The sequence below is a fragment of the Streptomyces eurythermus genome (genome assembly GCF_014649115.1).
GTDB classification, from domain to species: Bacteria; Actinomycetota; Actinomycetes; order Streptomycetales; family Streptomycetaceae; genus Streptomyces; species Streptomyces eurythermus.
Map to the genome: position 1 here is coordinate 71,912 of NZ_BMSK01000024.1, position 26,067 is coordinate 97,978.

Annotated in this window: 21 protein-coding genes and 2 pseudogenes; 8 read left to right on the forward strand and 15 right to left on the reverse strand. The window is 72.6% G+C overall.

The window, feature by feature from the left end; translation table 11 throughout:
• The first annotated feature begins 12 nt into the window (after positions 1-12).
• Positions 13-240, forward strand: a complete 228-nt coding sequence (locus IE251_RS34610; protein ID WP_189756906.1) for a hypothetical protein — start codon at positions 13-15, stop codon at positions 238-240.
• 105 nt (positions 241-345) lie between these two features.
• Here IE251_RS34610 and IE251_RS34615 read toward each other — a convergent pair whose 3' ends face one another.
• From IE251_RS34615 to IE251_RS34630, 5 genes and pseudogenes are all read right to left on the reverse strand, one after another.
• Complete coding sequence (locus tag IE251_RS34615; protein ID WP_189756907.1) at positions 346-1,044, reverse strand: 4'-phosphopantetheinyl transferase family protein; 699 nt, start codon at positions 1,042-1,044, stop codon at positions 346-348.
• Positions 992-1,897: a metallophosphoesterase family protein gene (locus tag IE251_RS34620; RefSeq protein ID WP_189756908.1), complete on the reverse strand. Its 906-nt coding sequence runs from the start codon at positions 1,895-1,897 to the stop codon at positions 992-994. The genes IE251_RS34615 and IE251_RS34620 overlap by 53 nt, the downstream gene beginning before the upstream one ends.
• Before the next feature lie 541 nt (positions 1,898-2,438).
• Positions 2,439-2,642 (reverse strand): annotated as a pseudogene (locus IE251_RS41380) (hypothetical protein); the annotation flags it as partial.
• 628 nt (positions 2,643-3,270) lie between these two features.
• Positions 3,271-5,529 (reverse strand): NACHT domain-containing protein, encoded by a 2,259-nt coding sequence (locus tag IE251_RS34625; RefSeq protein ID WP_189756909.1) that lies wholly within the window; start codon positions 5,527-5,529, stop codon positions 3,271-3,273.
• Positions 5,530-5,577: 48 nt separating this feature from the next.
• Positions 5,578-5,913 carry a hypothetical protein gene (locus IE251_RS34630; protein ID WP_189756910.1) on the reverse strand — a complete coding sequence of 112 codons (336 nt, stop codon included), beginning with the start codon at positions 5,911-5,913 and terminating at the stop codon, positions 5,578-5,580.
• Between the two features lie 175 nt (positions 5,914-6,088).
• Between IE251_RS34630 and IE251_RS34635 the strand changes: the two genes are divergently transcribed.
• Both IE251_RS34635 and IE251_RS34640 read left to right on the forward strand, forming a co-directional pair.
• Positions 6,089-7,606, forward strand: a complete 1,518-nt coding sequence (locus IE251_RS34635) for an MFS transporter (RefSeq protein ID WP_189756911.1) — start codon at positions 6,089-6,091, stop codon at positions 7,604-7,606.
• Between the two features lie 176 nt (positions 7,607-7,782).
• Positions 7,783-8,904, forward strand: coding sequence for an ATP-grasp domain-containing protein (locus tag IE251_RS34640; protein WP_189756912.1), 1,122 nt, complete (start codon positions 7,783-7,785; stop codon positions 8,902-8,904).
• A gap of 265 nt (positions 8,905-9,169) precedes the next feature.
• Here IE251_RS34640 and IE251_RS34645 read toward each other — a convergent pair whose 3' ends face one another.
• The 5 genes from IE251_RS34645 to IE251_RS34665 form a co-directional block, all read right to left on the reverse strand.
• Positions 9,170-10,375 carry an HTTM domain-containing protein gene (locus IE251_RS34645; RefSeq protein ID WP_189756913.1) on the reverse strand — a complete coding sequence of 402 codons (1,206 nt, stop codon included), beginning with the start codon at positions 10,373-10,375 and terminating at the stop codon, positions 9,170-9,172.
• Positions 10,372-11,079, reverse strand: coding sequence for a DUF5819 family protein (locus IE251_RS34650; RefSeq protein ID WP_229897055.1), 708 nt, complete (start codon positions 11,077-11,079; stop codon positions 10,372-10,374). The genes IE251_RS34645 and IE251_RS34650 overlap by 4 nt, the downstream gene beginning before the upstream one ends.
• A 94-nt stretch (positions 11,080-11,173) precedes the next feature.
• Positions 11,174-11,785, reverse strand: coding sequence for a LuxR C-terminal-related transcriptional regulator (locus IE251_RS34655; protein ID WP_189756914.1), 612 nt, complete (start codon positions 11,783-11,785; stop codon positions 11,174-11,176).
• A gap of 220 nt (positions 11,786-12,005) precedes the next feature.
• Positions 12,006-12,797 (reverse strand): hypothetical protein, encoded by a 792-nt coding sequence (locus tag IE251_RS34660; RefSeq protein ID WP_189756915.1) that lies wholly within the window; start codon positions 12,795-12,797, stop codon positions 12,006-12,008.
• A gap of 90 nt (positions 12,798-12,887) precedes the next feature.
• Positions 12,888-14,225: a 6-phospho-beta-glucosidase gene (locus IE251_RS34665; RefSeq protein WP_189756916.1), complete on the reverse strand. Its 1,338-nt coding sequence runs from the start codon at positions 14,223-14,225 to the stop codon at positions 12,888-12,890.
• 191 nt (positions 14,226-14,416) lie between these two features.
• On the opposite strand from IE251_RS34665, the gene IE251_RS34670 reads away from it, so the two are divergent.
• Entirely contained in the window at positions 14,417-15,493 is a 1,077-nt protein-coding gene (locus tag IE251_RS34670; protein ID WP_189756917.1) for a TerC family protein, read from the forward strand.
• A 52-nt stretch (positions 15,494-15,545) separates the two neighbouring features.
• Here IE251_RS34670 and IE251_RS34675 read toward each other — a convergent pair whose 3' ends face one another.
• The 5 genes and pseudogenes from IE251_RS34675 to IE251_RS34690 form a co-directional block, all read right to left on the reverse strand.
• Positions 15,546-16,790, reverse strand: a complete 1,245-nt coding sequence (locus IE251_RS34675) for an MFS transporter (RefSeq protein WP_189756918.1) — start codon at positions 16,788-16,790, stop codon at positions 15,546-15,548.
• A 167-nt stretch (positions 16,791-16,957) separates the two neighbouring features.
• A pseudogene (locus tag IE251_RS34680) lies at positions 16,958-17,491 on the reverse strand (glycine-rich domain-containing protein); the annotation flags it as partial.
• Between the two features lie 55 nt (positions 17,492-17,546).
• Positions 17,547-18,764 (reverse strand): phenylacetate--CoA ligase family protein, encoded by a 1,218-nt coding sequence (locus IE251_RS34685; protein WP_234470403.1) that lies wholly within the window; start codon positions 18,762-18,764, stop codon positions 17,547-17,549.
• A 105-nt stretch (positions 18,765-18,869) separates the two neighbouring features.
• A complete protein-coding gene (locus tag IE251_RS41800) occupies positions 18,870-18,998 on the reverse strand; it encodes a hypothetical protein (protein ID WP_267925291.1) in 129 nt (42 codons plus the stop codon).
• A 191-nt stretch (positions 18,999-19,189) separates the two neighbouring features.
• Complete coding sequence (locus IE251_RS34690; protein ID WP_229897056.1) at positions 19,190-20,134, reverse strand: helix-turn-helix domain-containing protein; 945 nt, start codon at positions 20,132-20,134, stop codon at positions 19,190-19,192.
• A 146-nt stretch (positions 20,135-20,280) separates the two neighbouring features.
• On the opposite strand from IE251_RS34690, the gene tkt reads away from it, so the two are divergent.
• From tkt to opcA, 4 genes are read left to right on the forward strand one after another with little or no spacing between them, the layout of a single operon-like run.
• Positions 20,281-22,356, forward strand: coding sequence for a transketolase (gene tkt / locus IE251_RS34695; protein ID WP_189756920.1), 2,076 nt, complete (start codon positions 20,281-20,283; stop codon positions 22,354-22,356).
• Between the two features lie 59 nt (positions 22,357-22,415).
• Positions 22,416-23,561, forward strand: coding sequence for a transaldolase (tal, locus tag IE251_RS34700; RefSeq protein WP_189756921.1), 1,146 nt, complete (start codon positions 22,416-22,418; stop codon positions 23,559-23,561).
• The gene (zwf, locus tag IE251_RS34705) at positions 23,558-25,144 is read left to right on the forward strand and encodes a glucose-6-phosphate dehydrogenase (protein WP_167513056.1); all 1,587 of its coding nucleotides are present in this window, start codon (positions 23,558-23,560) and stop codon (positions 25,142-25,144) included. The genes tal and zwf overlap by 4 nt, the downstream gene beginning before the upstream one ends.
• The gene (opcA, locus tag IE251_RS34710; RefSeq protein WP_030788895.1) at positions 25,141-26,067 is read left to right on the forward strand and encodes a glucose-6-phosphate dehydrogenase assembly protein OpcA; all 927 of its coding nucleotides are present in this window, start codon (positions 25,141-25,143) and stop codon (positions 26,065-26,067) included. Before zwf ends, opcA begins: the two co-directional genes overlap by 4 nt.

Here is a 26,067-nt window from a genome sequence, read left to right on the forward strand (position 1 = left end):
GGAGAGCCGACGATGCCCACCGCCGTACTGACCGATCGTGAGCGCACCGCCGTCCAGGCGTATCTGCGGCTGCTCCACACGGTGCGCGCCGCCCTCGACGCGCCGCCGGAGGCCGGCCGGCCCGCCGTCGTGCCGCCCGCGGTCCTCGCCGAGGCCGAACAGGCGCTGGCCCACGCCGGACTGACGGGCAACGAGGCGGAGTTCTTCCGCCTGCTGCGCGACTGGTACCCGCCCGCCTGACGGGGCCCGGTGGCGGGGCACGGGGGCGGATGGGGCGGGTGGGCTACGCGGTTCACCGGCCGTCAGGGGCACGGTGGCGGGTGCGGTACGCGGTCTGCCGGTCCGTCAGGCACTCGGTGCCGGGGAGGCGTGCGGTACGACGACGGACGTCGCCGCCACTCCGTCCCTGACGATCCACCGCCCCTCGAAGGCCTGGAGGCGCCGGCCGCCGACCAGCGGCCCGGGCACCAGGAGCTCGGCGCGCAGGGTGCCGTACGACGCGCCGCCGGTGTCCGGGTGCAGGGTGATGTCGGCCTCGGAGAAGTCGAGCCACTTGCGGGTGAGCGGGAACCACGCCTTGTAGACGGACTCCTTGGCGCTGAACAGGAGCCGGTCCCAGTGCACGGTGGGCCGGCGCAGGGCCAGCTCGCCGAGCCGCGCGGACTCGGCGGGCAGGAACACGGCGTCGCCGACGCCCTCCGGGAGCGGCCCGTGCGGCTCGGCGTCGATGCCGAGGGAGGCGAGGTCGGCGGCGCGGACCAGCGCGGCGGCGCAGTAGCCGTCGCAGTGGGTCATGCTGCCGACCAGCCCGTCCGGCCACAGCGGGGCGCCCCGCTCGCCGCTGAGCACGGCCTGCGGCGGCACGCCGAGCTTCTCCATGGCGCGCCGGGCACAGCCGCGCACGGCGGCGAACTCGCGGCGCCGCTTGGCCACCGCGCGCACGACGAGCGCCTCCTCCGCCGGGTAGAGCGGGGTCTCCCACAGCGGGTCGTCAGTGTGCGCCTCCACGGCCACGACCGACTCCGGGAGCAGCTCCTCGATCACCTGCTTCGACCTCCATCGGCAGGATGCGGCGCAGCCTTCCCGGCGGTTCCGAGCGCTTGCGCCATTCGCGGGGGTAACCCACGGAGACCTCCATGAAGCGGACTCCGTCGTGCCAGGTGGTGCGGGGGATGTGCAGATGGCCGTAGACCATGGTGGCGACCCGGAACCGGCGGTGCCAGTCGGCGGTCAGCCCGGTGCCGCACCACATGGCGAACTCGGGGTGCCAGAGGATCTCGGTGGGGTGCCGGTCCAGCGGGTAGTGGTTGGCCAGCACGGTCGGGAGGTCCTCGGGCAGCTCGGCCAGCCGGCGCTCGGTCTCGGCGACCCGGGCCCGGCACCACGCCTCACGGGTCGGGTAGGGGTCGGGGTGCAGCAGGTACTCGTCGTTGCAGACGATGCCCGTGCTCTCCGCGTAGGCCAGGCCCTCCGCCTTGGTGGCGCAGCCGGCCGGCAGGAACGAGTAGTCGTACAGCAGGAACAGCGGGGCGACGACGGCCGGGCCGCCGGCGCCGCGCCAGACGGGGTAGGGGTCCTCCGGGGTGACGACGCCCAGTTCCCGGCAGACCTCGACCAGGTGTTCGTAGCGGGCGACGCCGCGCAGGGTGACCTCGTCCCTGGGATGGGTCCACAGCTCGTGGTTGCCGGGCACCCACAGCACCTTGCGGAAGCGGCTCGCGAGCGTGCCGAGGGCCCAGCGGATGTCGGCCACGGTCTCGGCGACGTCGCCGGCCACGATCAGCCAGTCCTCGTCGCTCTCGGGCCGCATGCCCTCCACGAGGGCGCGGTTGTCCGGATAGCCGATGTGCAGGTCGCTGATGGCGAGCAGCTGTCCGGTGCCGGCCGTCGACTCCACCCCGCACACCCCTTCCGATCATCCGATGGCACCACAAGAACACACCGACCCTGCCCGGGACAAGAGTCTTCTGGCCGGGTGTCAGCTTCACGGGCCGGACGGCGACTTGGCGGATCATGGTCGCTTTCCGGTCACCGTGGAGGAGGTTCCCGGACCGGATCGCGTCCCGGGTCCGGGTCGTGCCGGATCACCGTTCCACGGTATCCCGACCGTCCGGCCGGGCGCGCGTTCAGATCCGGCACCGGGCTCGAGGGTGCCGGGCAGCGGATCTCGTCCGTCGCCGTGCGGGCTCCGGGCGGTTCCTCCGGGCGCGGTCGTGAAGGTGCCCGGGCCGGGGGCGATCGGGATCTTCGGGGATGTCGGTTCGGACGTCGGCGGCCTCGTCGACGTCCTGCTGTTGCCTGAGCGGGCAGAGCGCCGGCCCGGCGAAGGCACGGTCACCGGTTTCGGGGTCTGGTGGGCCGACGGCCGTCGGCAGGTCCGTCTGGAGCCGTCCGGTCCGCGATATCCGCGGGAGACTTCGCGGACCCCGCGGCGCGCGTCAGGCCCGGCCGGCCTTCCGGTGTCGGCCGCCCTGTCGGCGCCTGCGAGCCTGTCGGGCGGACGGACGTGCCCCACTGCTGATCGGCCCGATCACCGCGACGTGTGAGACACGAGTGCGGGCACAGGCCGTTCGGGTGAGGTGGGCGCAGACACGGGCGAGGTTGATCGCGGCGCCCGTGAGCTGGTGCCGCGGGCTCGTCCTGCCAGGCCGCGGGTGCACGGTGCTGAGCCGGGCCGCCTGCTCCAGCACCGCGTACAGCCGCCGGCTACGCCCGCCGCGCCGCCTGCCGGAGGACTTTCGGTCAGCGGTGCGCCGCGGACCCGTGCTCGCCGGCCATCCGCAACCCGGCAGCCGCCCGAACTGCCGGTGGCGTGCGTCGGCTCTCCCGCGCCGCCGGCGGACCTTGCGCGGCGGCACCGGCTCGTGCGCGGCCCCCGCGGGTGCCGGCGCGGATGCGGCGGCACCTCCTGCCGGGCCGTCGGCTGCCGACAGCCGTCGGCCCCGGGCAGCCCGGCTCGGTCGGCGTGGCAGCGTCGCCGGCCGGTGGCGCCGGTCCCTGGGGCACGCCGCGCCCGATGTCCCGCACCGCACCGGTGTGCCCACCGCCGACCGACTCCTTCGGCAGCGGCGCGGCGACATTGCTGACCGCGTCCACGGCGGCACCGAACCCCGAGGGCGCCGGCTTGCGCCATGGCGACTTTCGACCTGAACCTGCCGGCACGCCGAGGCTGCCGGTGGCGCGTGCCGCGAGAACATCCGGCAGATTCGACGCCGGCCGACATCATGGGTCTTTCCGCGAGCCGGCCGGTGATGCCGTGCACCTGCTCGGTCAGGGAAGGTGACCGGGCTGTGGCCGGGCAAGGTGCCGTTGCAGGTCGATGTGCCGGAACTGATACACCGGCCCCACTTGCCGTAGCAAGCCGCGATGCTCATGGGCGTCGTGCAGGAATGCCATCAGGTGCCACGGGACCTTGTACCGCACGGCCAGGTAGATCCGGGCCGTCACGAAGTATGCCCATGCTGTCTGGCGCAGCCCGAGCGCGACCCCGAACCCCAGCCCCGCTCCCGTGACGACCGCAGGCACGATCACCGTCCCGAGCAAGGACCCGAACAGGGACCAGCCGGACGGCACATCCGTGTAGTCGTCCGTGAAAACGAGTCCGACGACGCTCACGTTCACGAGCCAGCCCAAGGGCCAGCCCACAAGGCCGAACACGGCTCCGAAGGTGAGTCCGGCCGTACCTGCGACCGTCCAGAACGTACGGCGGTCACTGATGAGCAACGCGACAGGCCCTGTGAGGGAGGCCGGGTCGGGTTCCTCTCCCCCCAGCCCGCCCACGAGCCAGCCGAGAAGTCCGAACCCGAGCCCGACGGTGAGCCCGGCCACGAGCCCGTCCATGAGCCCGGTGAGGCCGAGCGCGAACCCGAAGGTGATCCCGGTGACGAGCCCGGTCACCAGTCCGGCTGCGAGCCCGCGCCGACTCGACCAGCGGAACCGGGTGCTGGGGGCCGCGGCAGTCGATTGGCGCCCGGCCTTGCGCCCAGCCGTCAACCCGGCCGCGAGCCCCGTCACGGGCCCCGCCACGAGCCCCGTCACGGGCCCGGCCGCAACCCCGACGGTGAACCCGCCGACGAGCCCGACCACAAGGCCGACCATGAGCCTGACCAGGAGGATCCTGATGCGTGCCGGGACGGCCAGAGGGAGTTCCCACCAGGCCAGATCCGGGGTGCCTCCGCGCTGGTGGTGCAGGAACCGTGCGAGGAGGAGGAAGGTCCGGTGCGCCTGCGCCGCCGTCCAGCGGGGCGGGCGGGGGCGATCGGCCGTGTAGGCGGCGGGGATGAAGGCGTTGAAGAGGTGGGCGTCCAAGGTGGCGCGATCAGGAAAGGCCGTGGTGTCGCACAGCCGGTCCGGGTCCGCGGCGGTGGAGTCCTGGGCCGTGCCGGGCCGGGGATTGTGGGCGGTGCGGGCCAGGAACAGCCCCAGTGGGGTGCTCAGCGCCTGACCGACAGGGGAGGAGCTGCCCAGGTCCGCGGCCACGGCGTCCCATCGGCCGGCGGCAGGAGAGTGGGTCCCGCCGGCGTCCCGGCGCAGATAGGCGGCTGCCGCAGCGGGGGCGAGGGGGAGGAGCTGGATGGCGGCGGCGCCGTTGAGGAGGACTGCCGTGCCCGGCCGGGTGAGCGCGTCACGGTAGGGGGTGGTGCGGCTGGCCAGCACCAGGGGCTGTTGAGCGGACAGCGCGCGATTGAGGGCGTCCAGGGCGATCGCGTGCCACTCGGAGGGCAGTTCGTCGAAACCGTCGAGCAGGGGCAGGATACGACCGGTGTCCAGGAGCGCCTGAGCCAGGTCGTCGGCCCCGGCTGCGGCGGTGGCCGCTGTCGTGGCGATCACCTGGGCCGGAGCGGGACTGCTCAGACCGGGATACGAGCGGCGGAGCAGTTCGGCCATCCAGGAGTTCAGAGGCCGGCCGGGGTTCCATGAAGCCAGGGAGAACAGCACAGGCACCGGGGAGGTGGGGGTGCGACGCCGGATGAGGTCCTGTAGGAGTCGGATCAGCAGCACGCTCTTGCCCGCTCCGGGTTCGCCCAGGATCACCAGACGTCGCGTGGGCACCCGATCGGTGAACACCTCGCCGATCTCACCGTCCGCGCCGGCCAGTCCGGCGGCGTCCTGCGGCCACAAGGCGGGGTCGCCCGGCGGTCCGCCGGGCCACGCGCGGGCAAGGCTCGTCAGCAGCGGCCAGGCTTCGCCCAGGCCGGTATCGGCGGGCCGCCAGGCAACCGGCAGGGGGTAGGGATCGTTGATCCGGCGAACGGCGACCTCGTCGTCCCACTGGGCCTTGACCGCCACCGCCAACTGCTCGGCAACGGTGTCCAGATCCACGGAGGCGGCCTCGGCCCGATCGGCGCGGAAGGCCGCCCAGGCGATGTAGGCAGGCGCCAGGCCCAGCAGCACCGTCACCGCGGTCGCGGCCGTACCCAGGTGGAAATGCCAGGCCAGCGCCAGAGCCCCCAGCGCCCCCGACACCACGAGCAGCAGATACCGGATCCCCACAAGCACCGGCGCCCGGCCGGGCCCACCACGTCCCATACCGGGCATCTTTCCGCAGCCACCCCCACGCAGACCAGGGCACGTTCATCAACAGCGTCCCGACGGCAACCCGGTGGCCACCTTCAGGACCGGTCGGCGCGCTGCTGTGACCGGTGCCGTGACCGGTGACGTGACCGGTGACGTTCGCCGGCGGAAAGACCGGGTTCCGGTGATCGCCCAGCTGGTTCGGACCGTCAGCACGACCGGACCCTTTTCGGTCAGGTCGACGTCCGGGACGGTGCGGTCGCGGGCCTCGTGGCCACCGGCATGACGGTGGGCCTGTTCGCTGTCACCGGCGTCCACGGCATCCTCGTCCCGGACCTGTTCTTCGCCCGGGGCGCCGACCACGAAGGCTCGCCCCGGCGCATCACGCTCGGGCGACACCTCGGCTTCGCGATCCGCTCCCGCTCGCGTTCGGCACCAAGGCCGCCAGGCGTGGCGGCCGACGCCGGTGTGGCCGGATACCGACGGTCCCGTTGAGCGAAAGTTCGACAGTACGTAATTATGCGAACTGTCGTAGTGAGCCGGGCCCCCCTGCCCATGACCCGAAGGGTCGACTATGCCCCCCTCCCCCCGGACGCACCCGCGGCCGACCGGACCCGGCCGGACCCGGCCGGGCTGGAGCCTGGCGCTGCTGGCGCTGGCCCAGCTGATCTTCTCCCTCGACCTGAACATCGTGTTCGTCGCCCTGCCCGACATCGGCGCCGACCTGGACTTCCCCGGCCAGACCCAGCAACTGGTCGTCAGCGCCTACGTGGTCTTCGCCGGCGGCTTCCTGCTGCTCGGCGGCCGGGCCGCCGATCTGCTCGGCCGGCGCCGGATCTTCGTGCTCGCGCTCTCCGTGTACGCCGTCTCCTCGCTGGCCGGCGGACTGGCGGGCAGCCCGGAGGTCATCGTCGCCGCGCGGGCGGTGCAGGGCATCGGCGGCGCGCTGCTGCTGCCGTCCACGCTGTCGCTGATCAACACCCTGTTCGAGGAGGGCCCCAGGCGGAACCGGGCGCTCGCCGTGTGGGGCGGGGCCGGGGCCAGCGGCCTGACCGTCGGCGCTCTGCTGGGCGGCCTGCTCACCGAGGCCTTCGGCTGGCCCGCCGTGTTCTTCGTCAACGTGCCGCTGGCCGGGCTCGTCGCCCTGGCCGCCGTGTTCGTCATCCCGCGCGACCCGGCGGGCGGCGCGGGCCGCCGGTTCGACCTGCCCGGCGCCCTGACCGTCACCGCCGGCGCCACCCTGCTCGTCTTCGCGCTGGTGGAGGGCCCGGAGTGGGGCTGGGCCGCGCCGGCGGTCATCGGCGCGGCCGTCGCCGCCGTGGTGTGCCTCGCCGCGTTCGCCGCGATCGAGTCCCGCAGCGCCGACCCGCTGATGCCGTTCCGGCTGTTCCGCAACCGCAGCCTGAGCGTGGCCATCACGGTGACGTTCCTGTACATGGCCACGTTCGGCACCCTGCCCTACTTCCTGACCGTGCTGCTGCAGTCGGTGCACGGCTTCAGCGCCCTGGAGACCGGGCTCGCCTTCCTCGTGCCCTCCGTCGCCATCGCCGCCGGCACCCAGCTCGGCGAACGCATGACCACCCGGCTGGGCGCGCGCACCACGCTGGTCACGGGCTTCCTGGTCGGCGCGGCGGGCACCGCGGCCCTCTCCCTCGGCTTCGACGCGGACGCCGGCTACGGCATCGCCGTACCCGGGCTGATCGTCTCCGGGGTGGGCCAGGGCATCGTGTGGACGTCCATGTGGATCGCCGCCGCCACCAAGGTCGCGCCCGGCGAACAGGGCATCGCCAACGGCATGGCCTCCACCACCCTCAACCTGGGCAACGCCATCGGTCTGGCCGTGCTCACCGCGCTCGCCGACGCCGGCACCGACGGCAAGACCGGTCGGGCGCTGCGGGCCGCCACCGCGGACGGGGAGTTCCTGGTCGTCCTGCTCACCGCGGCCGGCATGGTCCTCGGCCTGCTGATCGCGCTGTGGCTGCCGCGCGCCCGGGCGGCCGGCGCGCCCGTCACCGGCTCGCCGGAGCCCTCGGCGGGGGCCGGGGCGCCCGCCGCCGTCACCGAGGAGGCGGCGGCGCCGGGGAGCCACTGACACGCGCGGTGCGGCCCGCACCGGCAGGGTGCGCGAGTGGGCTCCGGTTGGCCGTATGATCGCCCCGACACCGGCGCCCCGACTCCCTTTCCCCCAGGGCCGTTTGGTGACCCTTCCTCGCACCTGCCCGGGCACGGGCCGCTCCGCCCTGCCCGCACACCCGAAAGGCGGCCTGCATGCTCTCTCGCGTACGCGTCTGGCTCAACCGCACGTACGCGGAGAACGTGTTCTTCATGGATCAGCTGCGGAGAAATCCCGGTGACCGGGCGGTCGAGATCCACGCCACGCACGGTGACCCGGACTCACCGGTGCTGGCCGCCGCCGACACCGCCGAGCTGGAGCCGGAGGGCCTGTCCCCGGCCGCGTACGTCGAATACGCGCTCGACCAGTGCGCCCGGCGCGGCATCGACGTGTTCGTGCCCCGGCTGAACCAGGCCGCGATCGTGGCGCACCGGGCCGAGTTCGCGGCGGCCGGTACGGCGCTGCTCGCGCCGACGCCCGAGGCGGTCGCCGTGTTCGAGAACAAGGCGATCGGGTACGAGGCGGTGCGCTCGGTGGGCGTCCCGGTGCCGCCGTGGTGGCGGGTCCGGACGGCTGACCAACTCCTCGCCGCCGTGAAAGAGTTGGAGGAGGCCGGGCACCAGGCGTGCGTCAAGCCGGCCGCCGGGGCGGGCGGGGCCGGCTTCCGGGTTGTCACCCGGTCCCCCCTGTCCCTGTCCCAGCTGAGCGGCTTCCCCGGCCCTTCCGCGCAGCTGGACGCGGTCCTCGACGCGTTGCGGCGGTCCGGGGAGCCGGTGGACTGGCTGGTGATGCCCCGCCTGGCGGAGCCGGAGGTGTCCGTCGACTGCCTGACCGGGACGGACAACCGGGTACGGCTCGCCATCGGCCGCACCAAGAACGGCCGCCGCCGGGGCTTCACCCTGGACGAGCGGTGGCTGGCCCCGGCCCGGCTGATCGCGGAGGGCTTCGGGCTGCACCATCTGTCCAACATCCAGTTCCGGATGCTCGGCGACCGTCCGGTGCTGCTGGACGTCAACACCAGGCCCGCCGGCGGGCTGCACCAGCTGTCGCTCTGTGGGGTGAACGCGCCCTGGGCGGCGGTGCGGCTCGCGCTGGGCGACGACCCCGGGGTGATCGAGCCGCCGTTCCTCGGCCAGGACTACACGGTGCTGGCGGGACCGCGTCCGCTGCTGCCCGCCGGGCTGACCCGGCAGCGGCCGGAGCCCGCCGAGACGACGCTCCCGGCGGTGCCGGCGCCCGCGCACACGGCCCCGGCGGGCGAGGTGCTGCCGCTCTAGGCGGCCGACTGTCCTTCGAGACGGCCGGGACTTTCCGGCCGACCGGCGCGCCGTCGGGGCTTCCCGGCCGGTCGGTACGCCCCGCGGGGTTTCTCGGCCGGCCGGTGCGCCGTCCGGGCTTCGCGGCCGACGGGTGCGTCGTCGGGGTTTCTCCGCCGGCCGGTGCTTCGTCCCGGCTTCCCGGCCGACGGGCGCGTCGTCGGGCTTCTCCGCCGGCCGGTGCTTCGTCCCGGCTTCCCGGCCGACGGGCGCGTCATCGGGCTTCTCAGCCGGCCGGTGCGCGGATCGGGCGGAGCAGGGCGGCTCGCGTCCGGCGGGCCGTGCGTGTCACGCGGTCGCCCAGTCGGCGCAGTACGGAGGCCGGCAGGAAGACCGCGTCCGCCACGATCATCGCCAGCGAGAAGAACGGCAGGCCGAGCAGCGTCCCGATTCCCGCGTGCATCCCCATCATGACCATCACCATCGCGGTGCGGGTGCGACGGTTGAACAGCAGGAAGGGGAAGGCGACTTCGGCGATGACCGTGCCGTAGGTCAGCAGCAGGACGACCAGGCTGTTGCTCGCGACGGCCCGGGACAGCGCGGGCCACGGCGTGACGTTGCCGATGTGCAGCGCGTAGTACAGCGCCGTGCCCTCCTGCCAGAGGGATCCCTGGATCTTGTACCAGCCGGAGGACGAGTAGATCAGGCAGATCTGGACCGCGATGACGAGCATCGCCCCGGCGTGCACCACGTTGCCGGCCATGGTCAGGACGGTGCGCGGCTCACCGGGTGCGCGGCGCCGCACCAGCCACCCCACCAGGTGCGCCGCGAGGAAGGCCCAGAGCAGCCACGCCCAGCCCGCGCCGAGCCGTCCCAGCCCGGTGACCAGGGCGAGTACGGCGGCGCAGCACACCCACAGGACGATCCCGGTCGCGTCGGTGCCGTGGTCCCGGCCTTTCGCGGCACGGCGGGCGTCCAGCGACCAGACCGCGCCGCAGCGGGTGAACACCAGGTAGACCGCCATGATGTGGAGGAGGTTGTCGCCGCCGTTGCCCACGAAGGGGTTGCGGTTCTGGACCGCCATCACGGCGATCATGAAGAGCAGGGAGGCGGTACGGGTCCGCCAGCCGAGGAGCAGCATCACCGACGCGGCGACCGCCGCCGCGTAGACGGCCTCGAACCACGGCCGGCCGTCGTACCACAGCAGGACGGTGAAGGCGTGGGTCGTGGCGTTCCACTGCCGGGCCATGTCCCAGCTCCACGCGCCGTCCGGGCCGTACAACTCGGCGCGGTCCACCCATTCGCGCAGCAGCAGGGCGAGCCAGGTCAGCGCGAGGCCGATCCGGAGGACGGCGGCCTGGTACGGCGCGAAGGGCTCGGCGGCGATCCGCGCCAGACCTCGCCGCACGGCCGTGGCGAAGCCGCGCGACAGCGGGGCCGGACCGGGCGGTCCGAAGGGACGGCCGGGCGGCGCCGAGGGGTATGCGGTCATCCGGCGTCCTCCGCCCTCACGGTCCACCACGGCTGGACGAGGTAGCTCGTCCTGGTGTCGACGTACTGGTAGCTCCACGGGGGCGCCGGCACCGGTGTGACGGCCGAACGCAGCTGGACGCGGCGTACGGTGCCGCCGTCGGCCCGCGGGCCGAGTCGCGGGACGGCGATGCGCACCAGGTACTGCCGCATGAGGCTTCCGTACAGGCCGGTGGGGCGGCCCTGGCTGTCGAGCGACTCGATGAAGTTGTTCCAGGCGACGCGCAGTTCGTTCTGGTACGCCTGTCCGGGCAGCGGATGGTGCGCGATCCGGGTCTCGTCCCGCGCGGTCAGGTCCAGCCACCGGGTGGTGGAGAGGGTTCCGTCGGGCATCTCGACCTGTGCGCGGGCGTGCACATGGGTGTTCGCCGTCGACGGGTTGGGGGCGAAGAGCTTCCACTGCTGGGCGAATTCCGGGCCGAGGTACCGGCTGATGCCGGCGGCGTGCCGCTGGGAGAGGGGGTTCGGGGGCGCGATGGCGAGGAAGACCACCGCCAGGTGCACGGCGGCCCCGACGACGACGGCCACCGCCGTGAGCGCGATGATCCACCGTGAGACCGGCGAGAGACCGGACAGTCCTCCCGGGCCGCCGGCGCGGCCACCCGGCGAGCGGTCCCCCGGGTCCGGCCGCTCCTTCGGCAGCACCTTGGCATCAGGAGGTCGCATGGCATTTCCAGGAGGGGTGCGGGTGTCGGTCGCATACGGTTTCCCGGCACCGGCCGGGCGGCAAGGGGCAGAACGACCCCTTTCTTCCTCGTCCTCATTCACCGGTCAGGCCGTATCGCAACGCCAGCCGGGTCAGATCCGCCCGGCGATGAAATCCGCTCTTGCTGCGCAGCCGGTCCAGATGCGAGTGCACCGTATTCTCGGTGATGTTCAGCGTGACCGCGATTTCCCGGTCCGTGGCGCCGTCGGCGAGCAGCTGTAGAATTTGCCGCTCCCGGTCGGTGAGACGCGGCGGCGGCGCGGGCAGGACCCGGCCGTCGAGGTCGGCGGAGAAATAACTGCTCCCGGAGGCCACGGCACGGATGGCCGTCAGCAATTCCGTTTCCCCGATTCTGTGGCCCAGATAACCGCGGGCCCCGGCCTCGATGCACAGCACGGCGTCGGACTGTTTCTCGGAGAACGCCAGCACGACGACCGCGTGTCCCCTGCGGTGCAGCCGGGAGACGACGCTGGACGTCTCCCAGGTGGGCAGCTGGACGTTCAGCAGGACGACCTCGCCGTCGTTGCCCTGATCGCGGTAGTCGCCCACCTTCTGGACCGAGGCCACGATCCGCAGATCCGGTTCGGGGTCGATCACATGCGTCAGGCCGTGGGCGATCAGCGGGCAGTCGCAGATGACGCTGATGGGGGTCTCGGGTGCGTCCATACGGGCTCCAGGGCGTAGCGGACCGCCACGCGGCGGGCGACGGGGTCAACGGCCGGCCGTCATGCCGTCGGATCCCAGAGTGGCCACAGTCCCGTGCCACGGCACGCCCAGTGGGCCAGGCGGGCGCACGAGGCCCGTTCGGTCGCCCGGACAGAGGACGGCCCCGGCGTCTCCGTACGGACGCCGGGGCCGGTGACCGGGAACGCGGACGCGTCGCCCGTCAGCCCTGCTGCTGTTGCTGCTGACCGTCCCCACCGCCCTGTTGCTGCTGACCGCCTCCATCGCCCTGTTGCTGTTGCTGCTGCTGTTGCTGTTGCTGCTGCTGCTGTTGCTGCTGCTGCTGTTGCTGCTGTTGCTGCTGTTGCTGCTGCTGTTGCTGCTGTTGCTGCTGCTGCTGTTGCTGCTGCTGTTGCTGCTGCTGTTGCTGCTGTTGCTGCTGCTGCTGCTGCTGTTGTTGCTGCTGCTGCTGTTGCTGCTGCTGTTGCTGCTGCTGTTGTTGCTGTTGCTGCTGACCGCCCCTGCCCCCCTGCTGCTGTTGCTGACCGCCCCTGCCGCCCTGCTGTTGCTGCTGCTGGCCGCCCCGGCCGCCCGGCTCGGCGAGCTTCGCGCAGGTCACCCTGGCGAACTTGGACGTCACCGTGTAGGTGTCGTTCGGAAGACCGGTGAATTCGAAGAAGCCGCCGGGTGTCGTGGTGAACGTGCCCACCGACGCTCCCGCGGAATTTCTCGCGGTGACCGTCTCACCGTCCGGGAATCCCCTTCCCGATATCGCGATCCGGCCGCCGGCGAACTGCGATGCGGTGCACGTTATGTCGTCCCGTGCTGGAGCGGCATCGGTCGAGGAGGCGGCAATGGAAATCCCTCCGGCGAGCACCATGCCCACTACGGCGGTCGCCGCGATCTGCTTCTTCATCAGTTTTTCCCATCCTTGAGTGAAAAGCCGAGCAGAGACCACCATGGCCGCTGTCACCCGCCGGCACACCCCCTGATTACTCTCCTCCAGCAGCGTCACCCGGCTCGGGCGGAGTTTTCAAGGGGTAGAAATACCGGCTCACTCACGGGGCAGAACCGCCGACCGCCGCGGAAAACATCCGCCGGCTCGCTACTTCAGATACCCCAGCCCGGGGTGCGCGGCGGCGTACTCCTCCACCAGCCGGCGGGCGATGTTCACGGAGTCCACCAGCGGGTGCAGGGCGAACGCCTTGACCGCGGTGGCCCGGGAGCCCGACTCCGCCGCGGACAGCACCTGCCGCTCGACGTCCTTCACCGCGCACACCAGACCGGTGGCGTGACCGGGCAGCGGATCCGCGGCCAGGGGGTGCGCGCCGCCCGCGTCCACCAGGCACGGGACCTCGACGACGGCGTCCGCGTCGAGGACGCGGAGGGTCGAGCGGTTGCGGACGTTGAGGATCAGTGTGGCCCGTTCGTCCCGGGCGATGGCCCGCATCAGGGCGAGCGCGACCTTCTCGTAACCGCCGGACAGGTCCTCCTCCTCGCGTTCGCCGGCGCCGGCGCTCTCCCGGTTCTCCGCCATGTAGGTCGCCTCCCGCTCGGCGCGGGTACGGTCCCAGGCGCGCAGGGCGGAGACGCCCGGGTCGGCCGCCTCGGCGTAGAACCGGGCCTGCTGGTCGCGCAGGAAGGCGCCGCGGGTCCGCTCGGCCCGCCGGTAGGCGCGGACGGTCTCCCGGTTGAAGTAGTAGTAGTGCAGGTACTCGTTGGGGATCGCGCCGAGCGAGCGGAGCCAGTCGGCGCCGAACAGCCGGCCTTCCTCGAAGGAGCCGAGCAGCGCGGGATCGCCGAGCAGCCGGGGCAGTTCGTCGCGTCCGGCGACGCGCAGGGCGCGCACCCAGCCGAGGTGGTTGAGGCCGACGTAGTCGACGAAGGCGTGCTTCGGGTCGGCGCCGAGGACCCGGGCGATGCGGCGGCCGAGGCCCACCGGCGAGTCGCAGATGCCGATGACCCGGTCACCGAGGTGGCGGGCCATGGCCTCGGTGACCAGGCCGGCCGGGTTGGTGAAGTTGATGACCCAGGCGTCCGGGGCGAGCCGGGCCACCCGCCGGGCGATGTCCACGGCCACGGGGACCGTGCGCAGTCCGTACGCGATCCCGCCCGCGCCGACGGTCTCCTGGCCCAGCACCCCCGCCGCGAGCGCGATCCGCTCGTCCTCCGCCCGGCCCTGGAGACCGCCGACGCGGATCGCGGAGAAGACGAAGCCGGCGCCTCGCAGGGCCTCGTCGAGGTCGGTGGTGGCGGACACCACGGGCGCGTCGGGAACCCCCTCGGCCTGCTCCGCCAGCACCCGGGACACCGCCCGCAGCCGGCGGTCGTCCAGATCGTGCAGCACCACCTCGGTGACCCGCCCCTCGCCGTGGTCGGCCAGCAGCGCGCCGTACACCAGCGGCACCCGGAACCCGCCACCGCCCAGAATCGTCAGCTTCACGCCCGCACCCTTCTCCGCTCCGGCACCCTGCTTCCCTGCCGCACCCTTGTAGCAGACCGGCAGCCGGGCGGGCCGCCGGCCGGCGGGTGCCGAGAGGACAGCCGCCGCCGCGTCCCGCAGACTCGGATGGGACGAATGAGACGAATGAGACCAAGGGGACGACTGGTCTGTCCTACCGGAGGGGTCGAACCGTGCACAGTGTGCCGCTGTGGCTCTGGACGGTCTTCGCCGCGATCGTGGTGGTGTCGCTGGCGGTGGATCTGCTCGCGCACCGGCACGCCCATGTCATCGGGTTCCGGGAGGCCGCCGCCTGGAGCGGGGTCTGGGTGGGACTGGCGGTCGCGTTCGGCGTCGCCGTCTTCCTCGTGGTCGGGACGACCGCCGGGGTGGAGTACACGACCGCGTGGCTGCTGGAGAAGAGCCTGTCGGTCGACAACCTCTTCGTCTTCGCGCTGATCTTCGGCTATTTCCGAGTGCCGCGGTCCAGTCAGCACCGGGTGCTGTTCCTCGGCGTCCTCGGCGCCCTGGTCTTCCGCGGCGTCTTCCTCGCCGCGGGCGTGGCCGTGGTGAGCCGCTTCACGGCCGTCCTGTTCGTCTTCGCGGTCGTCCTCTTCTACAGCGCCTACAAGATCCTCAAGGAGGAGGACGACAGTTTCGATCCCGGCAGGAGCATCGCCGTACGGCTGCTGCGCAAGGTCGTCCCCGTCCGGGAGGAGTACGCCGGCACGCGCTTCTTCGTGCGGGAGGCCGGCAGACGCGTCGCCACCCCGCTGCTGGCCGTGGTCGTCGCGATCGAGGCCGCCGACATCGTCTTCGCCGTCGACAGCGTGCCCGCCGTGCTGGCGGTGAGCAATGACGCGTTCATCGTCTACACGAGCAACGCCTTCGCCATCCTCGGTCTGCGCGCGCTGTACTTCATGCTCGCCGGCCTGCTCGACCGCTTCCACTACCTGAGCAAGGGCCTGGCTCTCGTCCTCGCCTTCATCGGCGTCAAGCTCGTCCTCCAGGCCGCGCACAAGACGATCAGCGGCCGCGTGCCCGAGATTCCCTCGCTGGTCAGCCTCGCCGTCATCGCCGCCGTCCTCGCCGTGTCCGTCGGCCTCAGCCTGCTGCGCCCGCCACCGCCCGGTGCCGCGCCGCCGCCGGCGCGTGCGGACGCCCCCGGAGAGCCGGCGCCGGCCGCCGACGGCGGCGCCCAGGCCCCCACCGGCGGACCCGAGCCGCCCGCCGGTCCACCCCGGGCGCCCGAACGGCCCCCCGGCTCCTGACACACGGCCGGGCCGTGTCGCCCCCGATGTCCCACGGCTCGCGGGCGCGGTGTCACAGTGATGAGCCGCGCAGCGCCACCGCGGGGATCACCGCCAGGGCGAGGACTCCGGCCGCCACCGCCAGGGTCGGGTAACCGCTGCCCGTCACGACCAGGCCCGACACCATGCCGCCCGTCGCGCCCGCCACGGACATGCCCACGTCCGCCAGGCCCTGCACGGTGGCCCGGGTCTCGGCGGGGGCGGCGTGCGTGAGCAGGGCGGTGCCGCCGATCAGAGCCAGGTTCCAGCCGATGCCGAGCAGGACGAGGGCGCAGGCCGACAGGGCGACGGAGGCCGGCGGGGCGAGGCCCGCGAGCAGGCCGCCGCACAGCAGGACGCCACCGGACGCGGCCGCCAGGGGCCCGCCGCCCACCCGGTCCGCGAGCAGTCCGCTGACCGGTGACGGCAGGAGCATCGCGCCCACGTGCAGGGCGATGACCAGACCCGCGGTCTGTGTGCCGTGGCCGTGCCCGGTCAGGTGCACCGGCGTCATGGTCATCACGGAGATCATCACGAGCTGGGCGGTGACCATCACGGTGGCGCCGGTGACGACCCCGGAGGCGCCGCGCACCGGCCCGTGCGGCCCGGCACCGGACGCCGGCTCCCCGCCGGAACTCTTCGCGGCCGGTCCCGGGCGCGCCGGCGGGGGGCGCAGCCACACCAGCAGCACCACGGCCGCCGCGGTGTAGGCGGCCGTCGCCAGCAGGAACGGTCCGGCGAGCCGGGGGATGCCCCAGGCGTGGGCGAGCGCGCCGGTGGGGCCGACGAGGTTCGGGCCCGCGACCGCGCCCAGGGTCATGGCGACCAGTACGGTGCCGGTGGCCCGGCCGCCCCGGCCGGGCGGGGCCAGTTCGGCGCCGGCGTAGCGCGCGAGCAGCCCCGTGGCCGTACCCGCCCCGTACACGAAGAGCGCGGCCAGCAGCAGGGCGGGCCGGTGGGCCGCGGCCCCCGCGACCACTCCCGCGCTGCCGGCGGCGGCCACGCCGTTGCCGAGCGCCAGCCCGACGCGACGCCCCCGGTGCTGGCAGACCCGCCCCAGGGCCGCGGCGCCGAGGGCCGCACCGATGGTGAACAGCGCGACCGGCAGCCCCGACAAGCTCGTGGAATCGAACAGGTCCCGGGCGAGCAGGGCGCCGACCGTGATGCCCGCCGCCATGCCGGCACCGCCGAGCACTTGGGAGACGACGAGCACCGCCAGCGCGCGGCCCGGCGCCCTGGAGGCGCCCGGCGTCGCGGGCGCCGGGACCGTCCGGGTCATGCGCCCGACCGCACCGGGACCGCCGCGCCGTCCCGCCCCGGCGCCCCATCGGCCACCCCGGACGCCACCCCGGACGCCGTCACGACGTCCTGCCCCCGTGTCCCGGCCGAATCCCCGGAACCCGCCACACCACCCCGCTCCCCTGACCCGGCTGACCCCCCTGAGGCCGCCGCGTCCTCGGCCAGGGACGCGATCTCGGCCAGGGACAGGCCGAGTTCGTCGCGCAGGAACCGTACGATCGTCCAGTGCGGCACGGCGTCCTCGTCGAAGGGGCCGAACGCGGCCGTGTAGAGGGGGATCCAGCGCAGTGCCTCCTCGGCGGCCGTGGCCCGCCCGGGTGCCTCCTGGTAGTCGTCGTAGGAGATGCTCCGGTGGTGGATGAAGCGACCGCCGGGCAGCCGCTGTTCGCACAGTTCCCGGTACTCGCGGGTCTGCAGGACGAGGTAGTGCCAGATCTCGTCGATGTCCTGCTCGACGGGGAGGAACAGGCCGCCGAGCCGGTCGGGGTGACGGGAGACCAGGTACAGGTAGCGCAGGCACTCGCGGACCTGGTGCCGTACGACGGTTTCGGCGGGGCCGCCGGGCTTGGCCAGGAAGTGCCGGACCACCTCGTCGTGCAGGGCGGGGCCGAGCAACTCCTCGGCGGTGGGGGCCGGTTCGGTGGCGGTGCCCGAAGGGGCGGGCGCTGCGGACGTGGGCATGGGAATCCTGTCGGGATCGTGGCCGGGCCGGGGAAGGGGTCGCCGGGAGGGCGGGTCAGGACGGGTCGGGCGCGGTCAGCCAGGAGTACTTGCCGGAGCGTCCGATCGGGATGCGGGCGTGGTGCTCCACCTGGCAGGAGCGCCCGGTCAGGGCGGCGACGCCGGCGGCGAGCCGGGAGGTCTCGTCGGGGGTGAGCGGTGCGTCGTCGAAGGTGGTGTACGCCAGCCGGCAGGTGTCGTGGCCGGTCAGCCGCAGGTGGTGGAGGAAGACGCGGCCGCTGACGCCGGCGATGAGGCTGTCGAGGTCGGCCTGGGCCACGGGTCCTTGCGGGGTGGGCAGGAGTTCCTTCTCCCGGCCGCAGAAGGAGACGATCCGCTCCGGGTCGGTGCTGCCGTCGCGGGTGCGCACGCAGTCGCCGGAGCGGTAGCGGACCAGCGGCATGTACGGGTTGCGGACGCTGGTGACGATGAGGCTGTGGATGCCGCTGCCCGGCGCCACCGGGATCAGCTCGACGCTCATGTCCGTGAGGTACGGCCGGTAGCGGCCCTCGGCGTCGCTGTAGAAGAGGTAGCCGAGTTCGGTGCTGCCGAAGAGGTCGACCACGGGGCGGTCGAAGTGGGACCGCAGGTAGGCGCGGACGTTGAGCGGGGTGTACTCGTAGGCGTGGACGATGCCCGCCGGGCGGGGGAAGCCGTCCCACAGGTCCCAGGCGGAGACTTTGCGGATCAGGTGGGCCAGGTGGTAGCCGGAGCAGTCCAGGAGGTACGCGCCGTCGGGGTGGGCGCCGGCCACCTCCCGGATCTCGCCGAGCATGCGCTCGACGTCCTCGCGCTCCCAGTCGGCCGGGTCCAGGCGGCGGTTGAGGTACAGCGTGCGGTCGTCGAGCCAGCGTTCGCCGGGGGTGGCGCCGGGCTTGCGGGCGTTGACGCGGGCCACGTGCTCGGTGGCCAGCACGGTGGTCAGCGAGACCCGCCGGGCCCCGGCGTGCCAGGAGGCGCCGAGCTGGGGGTGTTCGCGCCACAGGCGGTAGTAGGAGCGGAGCAGGAAGTAGGGCGGCCGGATGAGCTGCATACGGGCGTGGTTGGTGCCCGTGGACAGGACGAACTCGGCCTCTCCCGTCTCCAGCGCGCGGGCCAGTCGCGGGGTCATCCAGTTGTCGGGGAAGCCGCGGGCGATCTCCGGCTTCTCCAGGATCGGGAAGTGGCCCCGCTCCAGGGAGGCGCGGTAGATCGGGATGTCGCGCACCTTGTCCAGGACGTCGGCACTCGGCATGCGGTTCACAGGGGGCTCTCCGGGCGGTGTCGGCGGTGGCAACGGAGGGCTGCCGGCGCGGTGTCGGCGCCGGCAGCCCGGGGTGTCAGCACAACGGCCCGGAGGTCAGCGGGAGATACAGCCGCTCTTCGCCGTGGCGCTGATGCAGCCGTCCTTCGCCGCCTCGGCGGAGTTGAGGGCGACCCACCGCCGCCACACGGATTCCTCGGTCATGCGCTTGATGAGCTGGTCCATGGGAAACCTCCGGAAAGTAGGAGACGTAACGTTTCTGCACACACAGACGACCCAGGGCGTTGACGCTCACCCATCGCCACCGAAGGTAAAGAGATGGTCAATCAGTAGTCAATAGAAAGTAGAGCGGTTGGCCGGAAACACACGTTGCCACCTCGGGCCCCCGCTCCCGCACACCGGTCGGCGCGCCCGGCTTACCGCATCTCCGCCCGGAAGGCCACCGGCGTCTGGCCGGTGTGCAGATGGAAGAACTTGGAGAAGTTGGCCGCGTCGGGAAAGCCCACGGCCGCCCCGACACGGCCGATCGGCATGTCCGTGTGCGCGAGGAGGCGCTTGGCCTCCAGGATCACACGCTTGTCGATGAAGCCCTTGGGGGTCTCGCCGGTGGCCGCGCGGACGGCGCGGACCAGGGTGCGGCGGGAGTAGCCGAGGGCGTCGGCGTAGGCGCTGACACTGTGGTTGGCGGCGAAGCCCCGCTCGACGGCGTCCCGGAAGCGGATGAAGGTGCTGTCGGCGTGCTGCGGGGACGTTTCCGCGGAGCTGGCGGCGAGATGGGCCAGCCGCAGCAGGCACGCGGTCAGGGTGTGCCGCAGGACGGCCGTGTGCAGGCTGAGCGGGAGCGTGGCGGTGTCCTCGTACTCGCGGCGGAGCTGGTCGAGGGCGGCCTGGAGCGCGGTGAGCTGCGCCGGGCCGGGGTGCAGCAGCGGCGGCAGGTCGTAGCGGTACAGGCCCGTGGCCTCGACGGTGGAGCGGGGCAGAAAGCCGGGCTGCATGGTCAGCACGGTTCCGCGGTACTCGCTCTCCCGGGAGAAGCGGTGGACCTGTCCGGGGCGGATCCACAGCAGGTCGCCGGCGCCGGCCTCGTACTCGGCGAAGTCGATCATGTGCCGTACGGGGCCGCCGGTGAAGAGCATGACCACGTGGAAGTCGATGCGGTGGACGCGGTGCAGGGGGGCGTCGGCGTGCCAGGTGCGGTCGGTGCCCATGGGGCCGATCTGCATGCCGACGCCGCCGACGGCCAGCTCGGCCGGGAAGGGGAAGGTTCTGATCCCGTCGCCAGCAGAGGTGTCGTCGCCGCCGGCGGTGCCGTCGCCGTCCCCGGCTCCGCCGCCGCCATCCTGCCCCATCATGACCGCCATGCCCTTTTCGTACCGTTCCCGTCGTTCGATCACTGTCCCAGATTCACCACAGGCTGACACACCCCGACCTTTCCTCGAAAAAGTCAGACTTTTAAGTTTGAACACGTCAGGCCAGCCATCCCGCACTCACCGAGGACTTCTTGAAGATGACGACGCAGACCTCCGACGACTTCGAGTGGACCGACCTCGACCGGCGTGCCGTGGACACCGCCCGTCTCCTGGCGGCCGACGCCGTGCAGAAGGTGGGCAACGGGCACCCCGGCACCGCGATGAGCCTGGCACCTGCCGCGTACACGATCTTTCAGAAGGTGATGCGTCACGACCCGGCGGACCCCGAGTGGACCGGCCGTGACCGCTTCGTCCTCTCCCCCGGCCACACCTCGCTGACCCTCTACACCCAGCTGTTCCTCGCCGGGTACGAGCTGGAGCTGGACGACCTGAAGGCGTTCCGCACGCACGGCTCGAAGACGCCGGGCCACCCCGAGTACGGCCACACCGCCGGGGTGGAGACCACCACCGGCCCGCTCGGCCAGGGCGTGGCCAACGCCGTCGGCATGGCGATGGCCGCCCGTTACGAGCGCGGCCTCTTCGACCCGGACGCCCCGGCCGGCACCTCCCCCTTCGACCACACCATCTGGGCGATCGTCTCCGACGGCGACCTCCAGGAGGGCGTCTCCGCCGAGGCGTCCTCGCTGGCCGGCCACCAGAAGCTCGGCAACCTGGTCTTCCTCTACGACGACAACCACATCTCCATCGAGGGCGACACCGCGACCGCCTTCTCCGAGGACGTGCTGAAGCGGTACGAGGCCTACGGCTGGCACACCCAGCGGATCGAGCCCACCGCCGAGGGCGACATCGACGCCCCCGCCCTGTACCGGGCGCTGAAGGCCGCGCGGGCCGAGACCGGCCGGCCCTCGATCATCGCGATGCGCACGATCATCGCCTGGCCCGCGCCGAACGCGCGGAACACCGAGGCATCCCACGGCTCCGCCCTCGGTGAGGAGGAGATCGCCGCCACCAAGCGCCTGCTCGGCTTCGACCCGGAGCAGACCTTCGAGGTGTCCGACGAGGTCCTGACGCACACCCGCCGGGCCCTGGACCGCGGTGCCGAGGCGCACGCGGCCTGGGACAAGCGGATCGCCGAGTGGCGCGCCGCCCAGCCGGAGCGGGCCGAGCTGTTCGACCGGGTGAGCAAGGGCGAGCTGCCCGCGGGCTGGGAGGACGCCCTGCCCGTCTTCGAGGAGGGCAAGTCGGTCGCCACCCGCGCCGCCTCCGGCAAGGTGCTCCAGGCGCTCGGCCCCGTCGTCCCCGAGCTGTGGGGCGGCTCCGCCGACCTGGCCGGCTCGAACAACACCACCATCGACAAGACCAGCTCCTTCCTGCCCGCGGGCAACCCGCTGCCCGAGGCCGACCCGTACGGCCGTACCGTGCACTTCGGCATCCGCGAGTTCTCCATGGCCGCGGAGATGAACGGCATCGCCCTGCACGGCAACACCCGGATCTACGGCGGCACCTTCCTCGTCTTCTCCGACTACATGCGCAACGCCGTGCGGATGTCGGCGCTGATGCAGCTCCCGGTGACGTACGTGTGGACGCACGACTCCATCGGCCTCGGCGAGGACGGCCCCACCCACCAGCCGGTCGAGCACCTGGCCTCGCTGCGCGCCATCCCCGGGCTGAACGTCGTCCGCCCGGCCGACGCCAACGAGACCGCGATCGTCTGGGCCGAGATCCTGAAGAGGCACGCCACGCACCCGGCCCCGCACGGGCTCGCGCTGACCCGCCAGGGCGTGCCGGTGTACGCGCCGAACGAGGACGCGGCCAAGGGCGGCTACGTACTGCGCGAGTCCTCGACGGAGGTCCCGGAGGTGATCATCATCGCGACGGGCTCCGAGGTGCACCTCGCCGTGGCCGCGCGGGAGCTGCTGGAGGCCGCCGGGACCGGCACCCGCGTGGTGTCGATGCCGTCCGTGGAGTGGTTCGAGGAGCAGCCGCGCGAGTACCGCGAGCGGGTGCTGCCGCCCACCGTGAAGGCCCGGGTCGCCGTCGAGGCCGGGATCGGCCTGACCTGGTACCGCTATGTGGGCGACGCCGGACGCGTCGTCTCGCTGGAGCACTTCGGTGCCTCCGCGGACGCCAAGACCCTGTTCACCGAGTTCGGCTTCACCCCTGAGAACGTCGCCGCGAAGGCCCGCGAGTCGCTCGCCGCCGCGCGCGCCTGACACCGACCACCACCGAAACCGGCGCACACCGCGCCCGATACCGACGCAGAAGTAGAAAGATGAGCACAGTGACCGAAGCAATCGCGACCCCGGGAGCCCTCAAGCGCCTCGCCGACGAGGGCGTGTCCATCTGGCTGGACGACCTGTCGCGCAAGCGGATCACCTCGGGCAGCCTCGCCGAGCTGGTGGCGAGCGGGAGCGCCGTCGGTGTCACCACGAACCCCTCGATCTTCCAGGCCGCCATCGGCTCCGGGGAGGGCTACGAGGAGCAGCTCGCCGACCTCGCCGTGCGCGGGGTCACGGTGGACGAGGCCGTGCGGATGATGACCACCGCCGACGTGCGCGCCGCCGCCGACATCCTGCGGGACGTGTACGACGCCACCGACGGCCGGGACGGCCGGGTCTCCATCGAGGTCGATCCGCGCCTGGCCCACCACACCGAGGCCACCGTCGCCGAGGCCAAGCAGCTGGCCTGGCTGGTCGACCGGCCCAACGTGATGATCAAGATCCCGGCGACCAAGGCCGGCCTGCCCGCGATCACCGAGGTGATCGGCCTCGGCATCAGCGTCAACGTGACCCTGATCTTCTCCCTGGAGCGCTACCGCGAGGTCATGGACGCCTACCTGGCCGGCCTGGAGAAGGCCCGCGAGCGCGGCGTCGACCTGTCCGGCATCCACTCGGTGGCGTCCTTCTTCGTCTCCCGCGTGGACAGCGAGATCGACAAGCGGCTGACCGCCCTCGGCACCGACGAGGCCCTGGCCCTCAAGGGCCGCGCGGCCCTCGCCAACGCCCGGCTGGCCTACGAGGCGTACGAGGAGGTCTTCGCCTCCGGCCGCTGGCAGGCCCTCGAGGAGGCGGGCGCCAACAAGCAGCGCCCGCTGTGGGCCTCCACCGGTGTGAAGGACCCCGCGTACAAGGACACCCTGTACGTGGACGAGCTGGTCGCGCCCGGCACGGTCAACACCATGCCCGAGGCCACCCTGAACGCCGTCGCCGACCACGGCGAGATCACCGGCGACACGGTGACCGGCGGCTACGCGCAGGCGCGCGCCGACCTGGCCGCCGCGGAGCGGCTCGGCATCTCCTACGACGAGGTCGTCCAGCAGCTGGAGGACGAGGGCGTCGCGAAGTTCGAGGCGGCCTGGCAGGAGCTGCTGGACGCCGTCGCCACGTCCCTGAAGAGCAAGGGAGCTGACGCCCGATGACCGACAACGCCCCCGCCGCCCAGGCATCCGAAGAGGTGCGCGTGCCGGTGATCCCGGCCGCCGACTGGGCGAATCCGCTGCGGGACGCCCGCGACCGCCGGCTGCCCCGTATCGCCGGGCCGTCGGGCCTGGTCATCTTCGGGGTGACCGGCGACCTGTCCCGCAAGAAGCTGATGCCGGCCGTCTACGACCTGGCCAACCGCGGACTGCTGCCGCCGGGCTTCTCCCTCGTCGGGTTCGCCCGCCGGGAGTGGGAGGACCAGGACTTCGCGCAGGTCGTCCACGACTCGGTGCGCGAGCACGCCCGTACCCCGTTCCGCGAGGAGGTGTGGCAGCAGCTCGCCGAGGGCATGCGGTTCATCCCCGGCGACTTCGACGACGACACCGCCTTCAAGCAGCTGAAGGACGCCGTCGAGGAGCTGGACGCCTCCCGGGGCACCGGCGGCAACTTCGCCTTCTACCTGTCGGTGCCGCCGAAGTTCTTCCCGAAGGTCGTGCAGCAGCTGAAGAAGCACGGGCTGGCGAACCCGCCCGAGGGCTCCTGGCGCCGGGCGGTCATCGAGAAGCCGTTCGGCCACGACCTGGCCAGCGCGCGCGAGCTGAACGCGATCGTGCACGAGGTGTTCGAGCCGGACCAGGTGTTCCGGATCGACCACTACCTCGGCAAGGAGACCGTCCAGAACATCCTGGCGCTGCGCTTCGCCAACCAGATGTACGAGCCGATCTGGAACCGGTCCTACGTCGACCACGTGCAGATCACCATGGCCGAGGACATCGGCATCGGCGGCCGGGCCGGCTACTACGACGGCATCGGCGCCGCCCGCGACGTCATCCAGAACCACCTGCTCCAGCTGATGGCGCTCACCGCCATGGAGGAGCCGATCGCGTTCGACGCCGAGGCGCTGCTCACCGAGAAGCTGAAGGTGCTGAAGTCGGTGCGGCTGCCGGAGGACCTGGGCCGGCACACCGTGCGCGGTCAGTACGCGGCCGGCTGGCAGGGCGGCGAGAAGGTCGTCGGCTACCTCCAGGAGGACGGCATCGACCCGAAGTCGAAGACCGACACCTTCGCCGCGATCAAGCTGGGCATCGACAACCGCCGCTGGGCGGGCGTCCCCTTCTACCTGCGCACCGGCAAGCGGCTGGGCCGCCGGGTCACCGAGATCGCGGTGGTCTTCAAGCGGGCCCCGCACTCCCCGTTCGACTCCACCGCCACCGAGGAGCTGGGCCAGAACGCCATCGTCATCCGGGTCCAGCCCGACGAGGGCATGACCGTCCGGTTCGGGTCGAAGGTGCCGGGCACCTCGATGGAGATCCGGGACGTGTCGATGGACTTCGCCTACGGCGAGTCGTTCACCGAGTCGAGCCCGGAGGCGTACGAGCGGCTCATCCTGGACGTGCTGCTCGGCGACGCCAACCTCTTCCCGCGTCACCAGGAAGTGGAGGAGTCCTGGAAGATCCTCGACCCGATCGAGGAGTACTGGGCGGCGCACGGCAGGCCCGCGCAGTACGCGTCGGGCAGCTGGGGACCGAGGGAAGCCGACGAGATGCTCGCACGAGACGGACGGAGCTGGCGCAGGCCATGAAGATCGACCTGACCGACACCACGGCAAGCAAGATCAACAAGGCGTTGGTGCGGGGCCGCCGCGCCATCGGTACGCCCGCCGTGGGCATGGTCCTGACGATGGTCATCGTCACGGACGAGGAGAACGCCTACGACTCGATCAAGGCCGCCGAGGACGCCTCGCGCGAACACCCCTCGCGGACCCTGGTCGTCATCAAGCGGCACGCCCGCACCCTGCGCGACCGCACCCACTCCCGGCTGGACGCCGAGGTACGGGTCGGCTCCGAGGCCGGCACCGGCGAGACGGTGGTGCTGCGCACCTACGGCGAGGTGTCCGACCACGCCGACTCGGTGGTGCTGCCGCTGCTGCTGCCGGACGCCCCGGTCGTCGTGTGGTGGCCGGTGGACGCCCCCGAGGCCCCGGCCAAGGACCCGCTGGGCGCGCTCGCCCAGCGCCGGATCACCGACCTGTACGCCGTCGAACGGCCGCTGGAGGTCCTGAACACCCGCGCCCGCTGCTACGCGCCCGGCGACACCGACCTGGCCTGGACCCGGCTGACCCTGTGGCGGTCCATGCTGGCCGCCGCCCTGGACCAGGCCCGGGTGCCGGTGACCTCGGCGGCCGTGGAGGCGGAGGCCGACAACCCCAGCGCCGAGCTGCTCGCCCGCTGGCTGGAGGCCCGCCTGAAGGTGTCCGTGGACCGCGTGCACAGCGCCGGCCCGTTCGTGACGGCCGTCCGGCTCGGCACCGCGAACGGCGACATCGTCGTGGACCGGCCCGAGGGCCCGCTGGCCACGCTGACCCTGCCCGGCCAGCCGCCGCGCACCCTCGCCCTGAAGGTCCGCGCCACCTCCGAACTCATCGCCGAGGAGCTGCGCCGCCTCGACGCCGACGAGATGTACGCCATCGCCCTCCAGGGCGAGGCCCCCAAGGAGAACGCCTGA

What these genes read in the sequence shown, in the direction of transcription:
- IE251_RS34610 (WP_189756906.1), top strand. Translation starts at nt 13, where the DNA reads ATGCCCACCGCCGTACTGACCGATCGTGAGCGCACCGCCGTCCAGGCG.
- IE251_RS34625 (WP_189756909.1), bottom strand. Translation starts at nt 5,529, where the DNA reads ATGGGACGTGGTGGGCCCGGCCGGGCGCCGGTGCTTGTGGGGATCCGG.
- IE251_RS34635 (WP_189756911.1), top strand. Translation starts at nt 6,089, where the DNA reads ATGCCCCCCTCCCCCCGGACGCACCCGCGGCCGACCGGACCCGGCCGG.
- IE251_RS34640 (WP_189756912.1), top strand. Translation starts at nt 7,783, where the DNA reads ATGCTCTCTCGCGTACGCGTCTGGCTCAACCGCACGTACGCGGAGAAC.
- IE251_RS34645 (WP_189756913.1), bottom strand. Translation starts at nt 10,375, where the DNA reads ATGACCGCATACCCCTCGGCGCCGCCCGGCCGTCCCTTCGGACCGCCC.
- IE251_RS34650 (WP_229897055.1), bottom strand. Translation starts at nt 11,079, where the DNA reads ATGCGACCTCCTGATGCCAAGGTGCTGCCGAAGGAGCGGCCGGACCCG.
- IE251_RS34655 (WP_189756914.1), bottom strand. Translation starts at nt 11,785, where the DNA reads ATGGACGCACCCGAGACCCCCATCAGCGTCATCTGCGACTGCCCGCTG.
- IE251_RS34675 (WP_189756918.1), bottom strand. Translation starts at nt 16,790, where the DNA reads ATGACCCGGACGGTCCCGGCGCCCGCGACGCCGGGCGCCTCCAGGGCG.
- IE251_RS34685 (WP_234470403.1), bottom strand. Translation starts at nt 18,764, where the DNA reads ATGCCGAGTGCCGACGTCCTGGACAAGGTGCGCGACATCCCGATCTAC.
- IE251_RS41800 (WP_267925291.1), bottom strand. Translation starts at nt 18,998, where the DNA reads ATGGACCAGCTCATCAAGCGCATGACCGAGGAATCCGTGTGGCGGCGG.
- IE251_RS34690 (WP_229897056.1), bottom strand. Translation starts at nt 20,134, where the DNA reads ATGGCGGTCATGATGGGGCAGGATGGCGGCGGCGGAGCCGGGGACGGC.
- tkt (WP_189756920.1), top strand. Translation starts at nt 20,281, where the DNA reads ATGACGACGCAGACCTCCGACGACTTCGAGTGGACCGACCTCGACCGG.
- tal (WP_189756921.1), top strand. Translation starts at nt 22,416, where the DNA reads ATGAGCACAGTGACCGAAGCAATCGCGACCCCGGGAGCCCTCAAGCGC.
- zwf (WP_167513056.1), top strand. Translation starts at nt 23,558, where the DNA reads ATGACCGACAACGCCCCCGCCGCCCAGGCATCCGAAGAGGTGCGCGTG.
- opcA (WP_030788895.1), top strand. Translation starts at nt 25,141, where the DNA reads ATGAAGATCGACCTGACCGACACCACGGCAAGCAAGATCAACAAGGCG.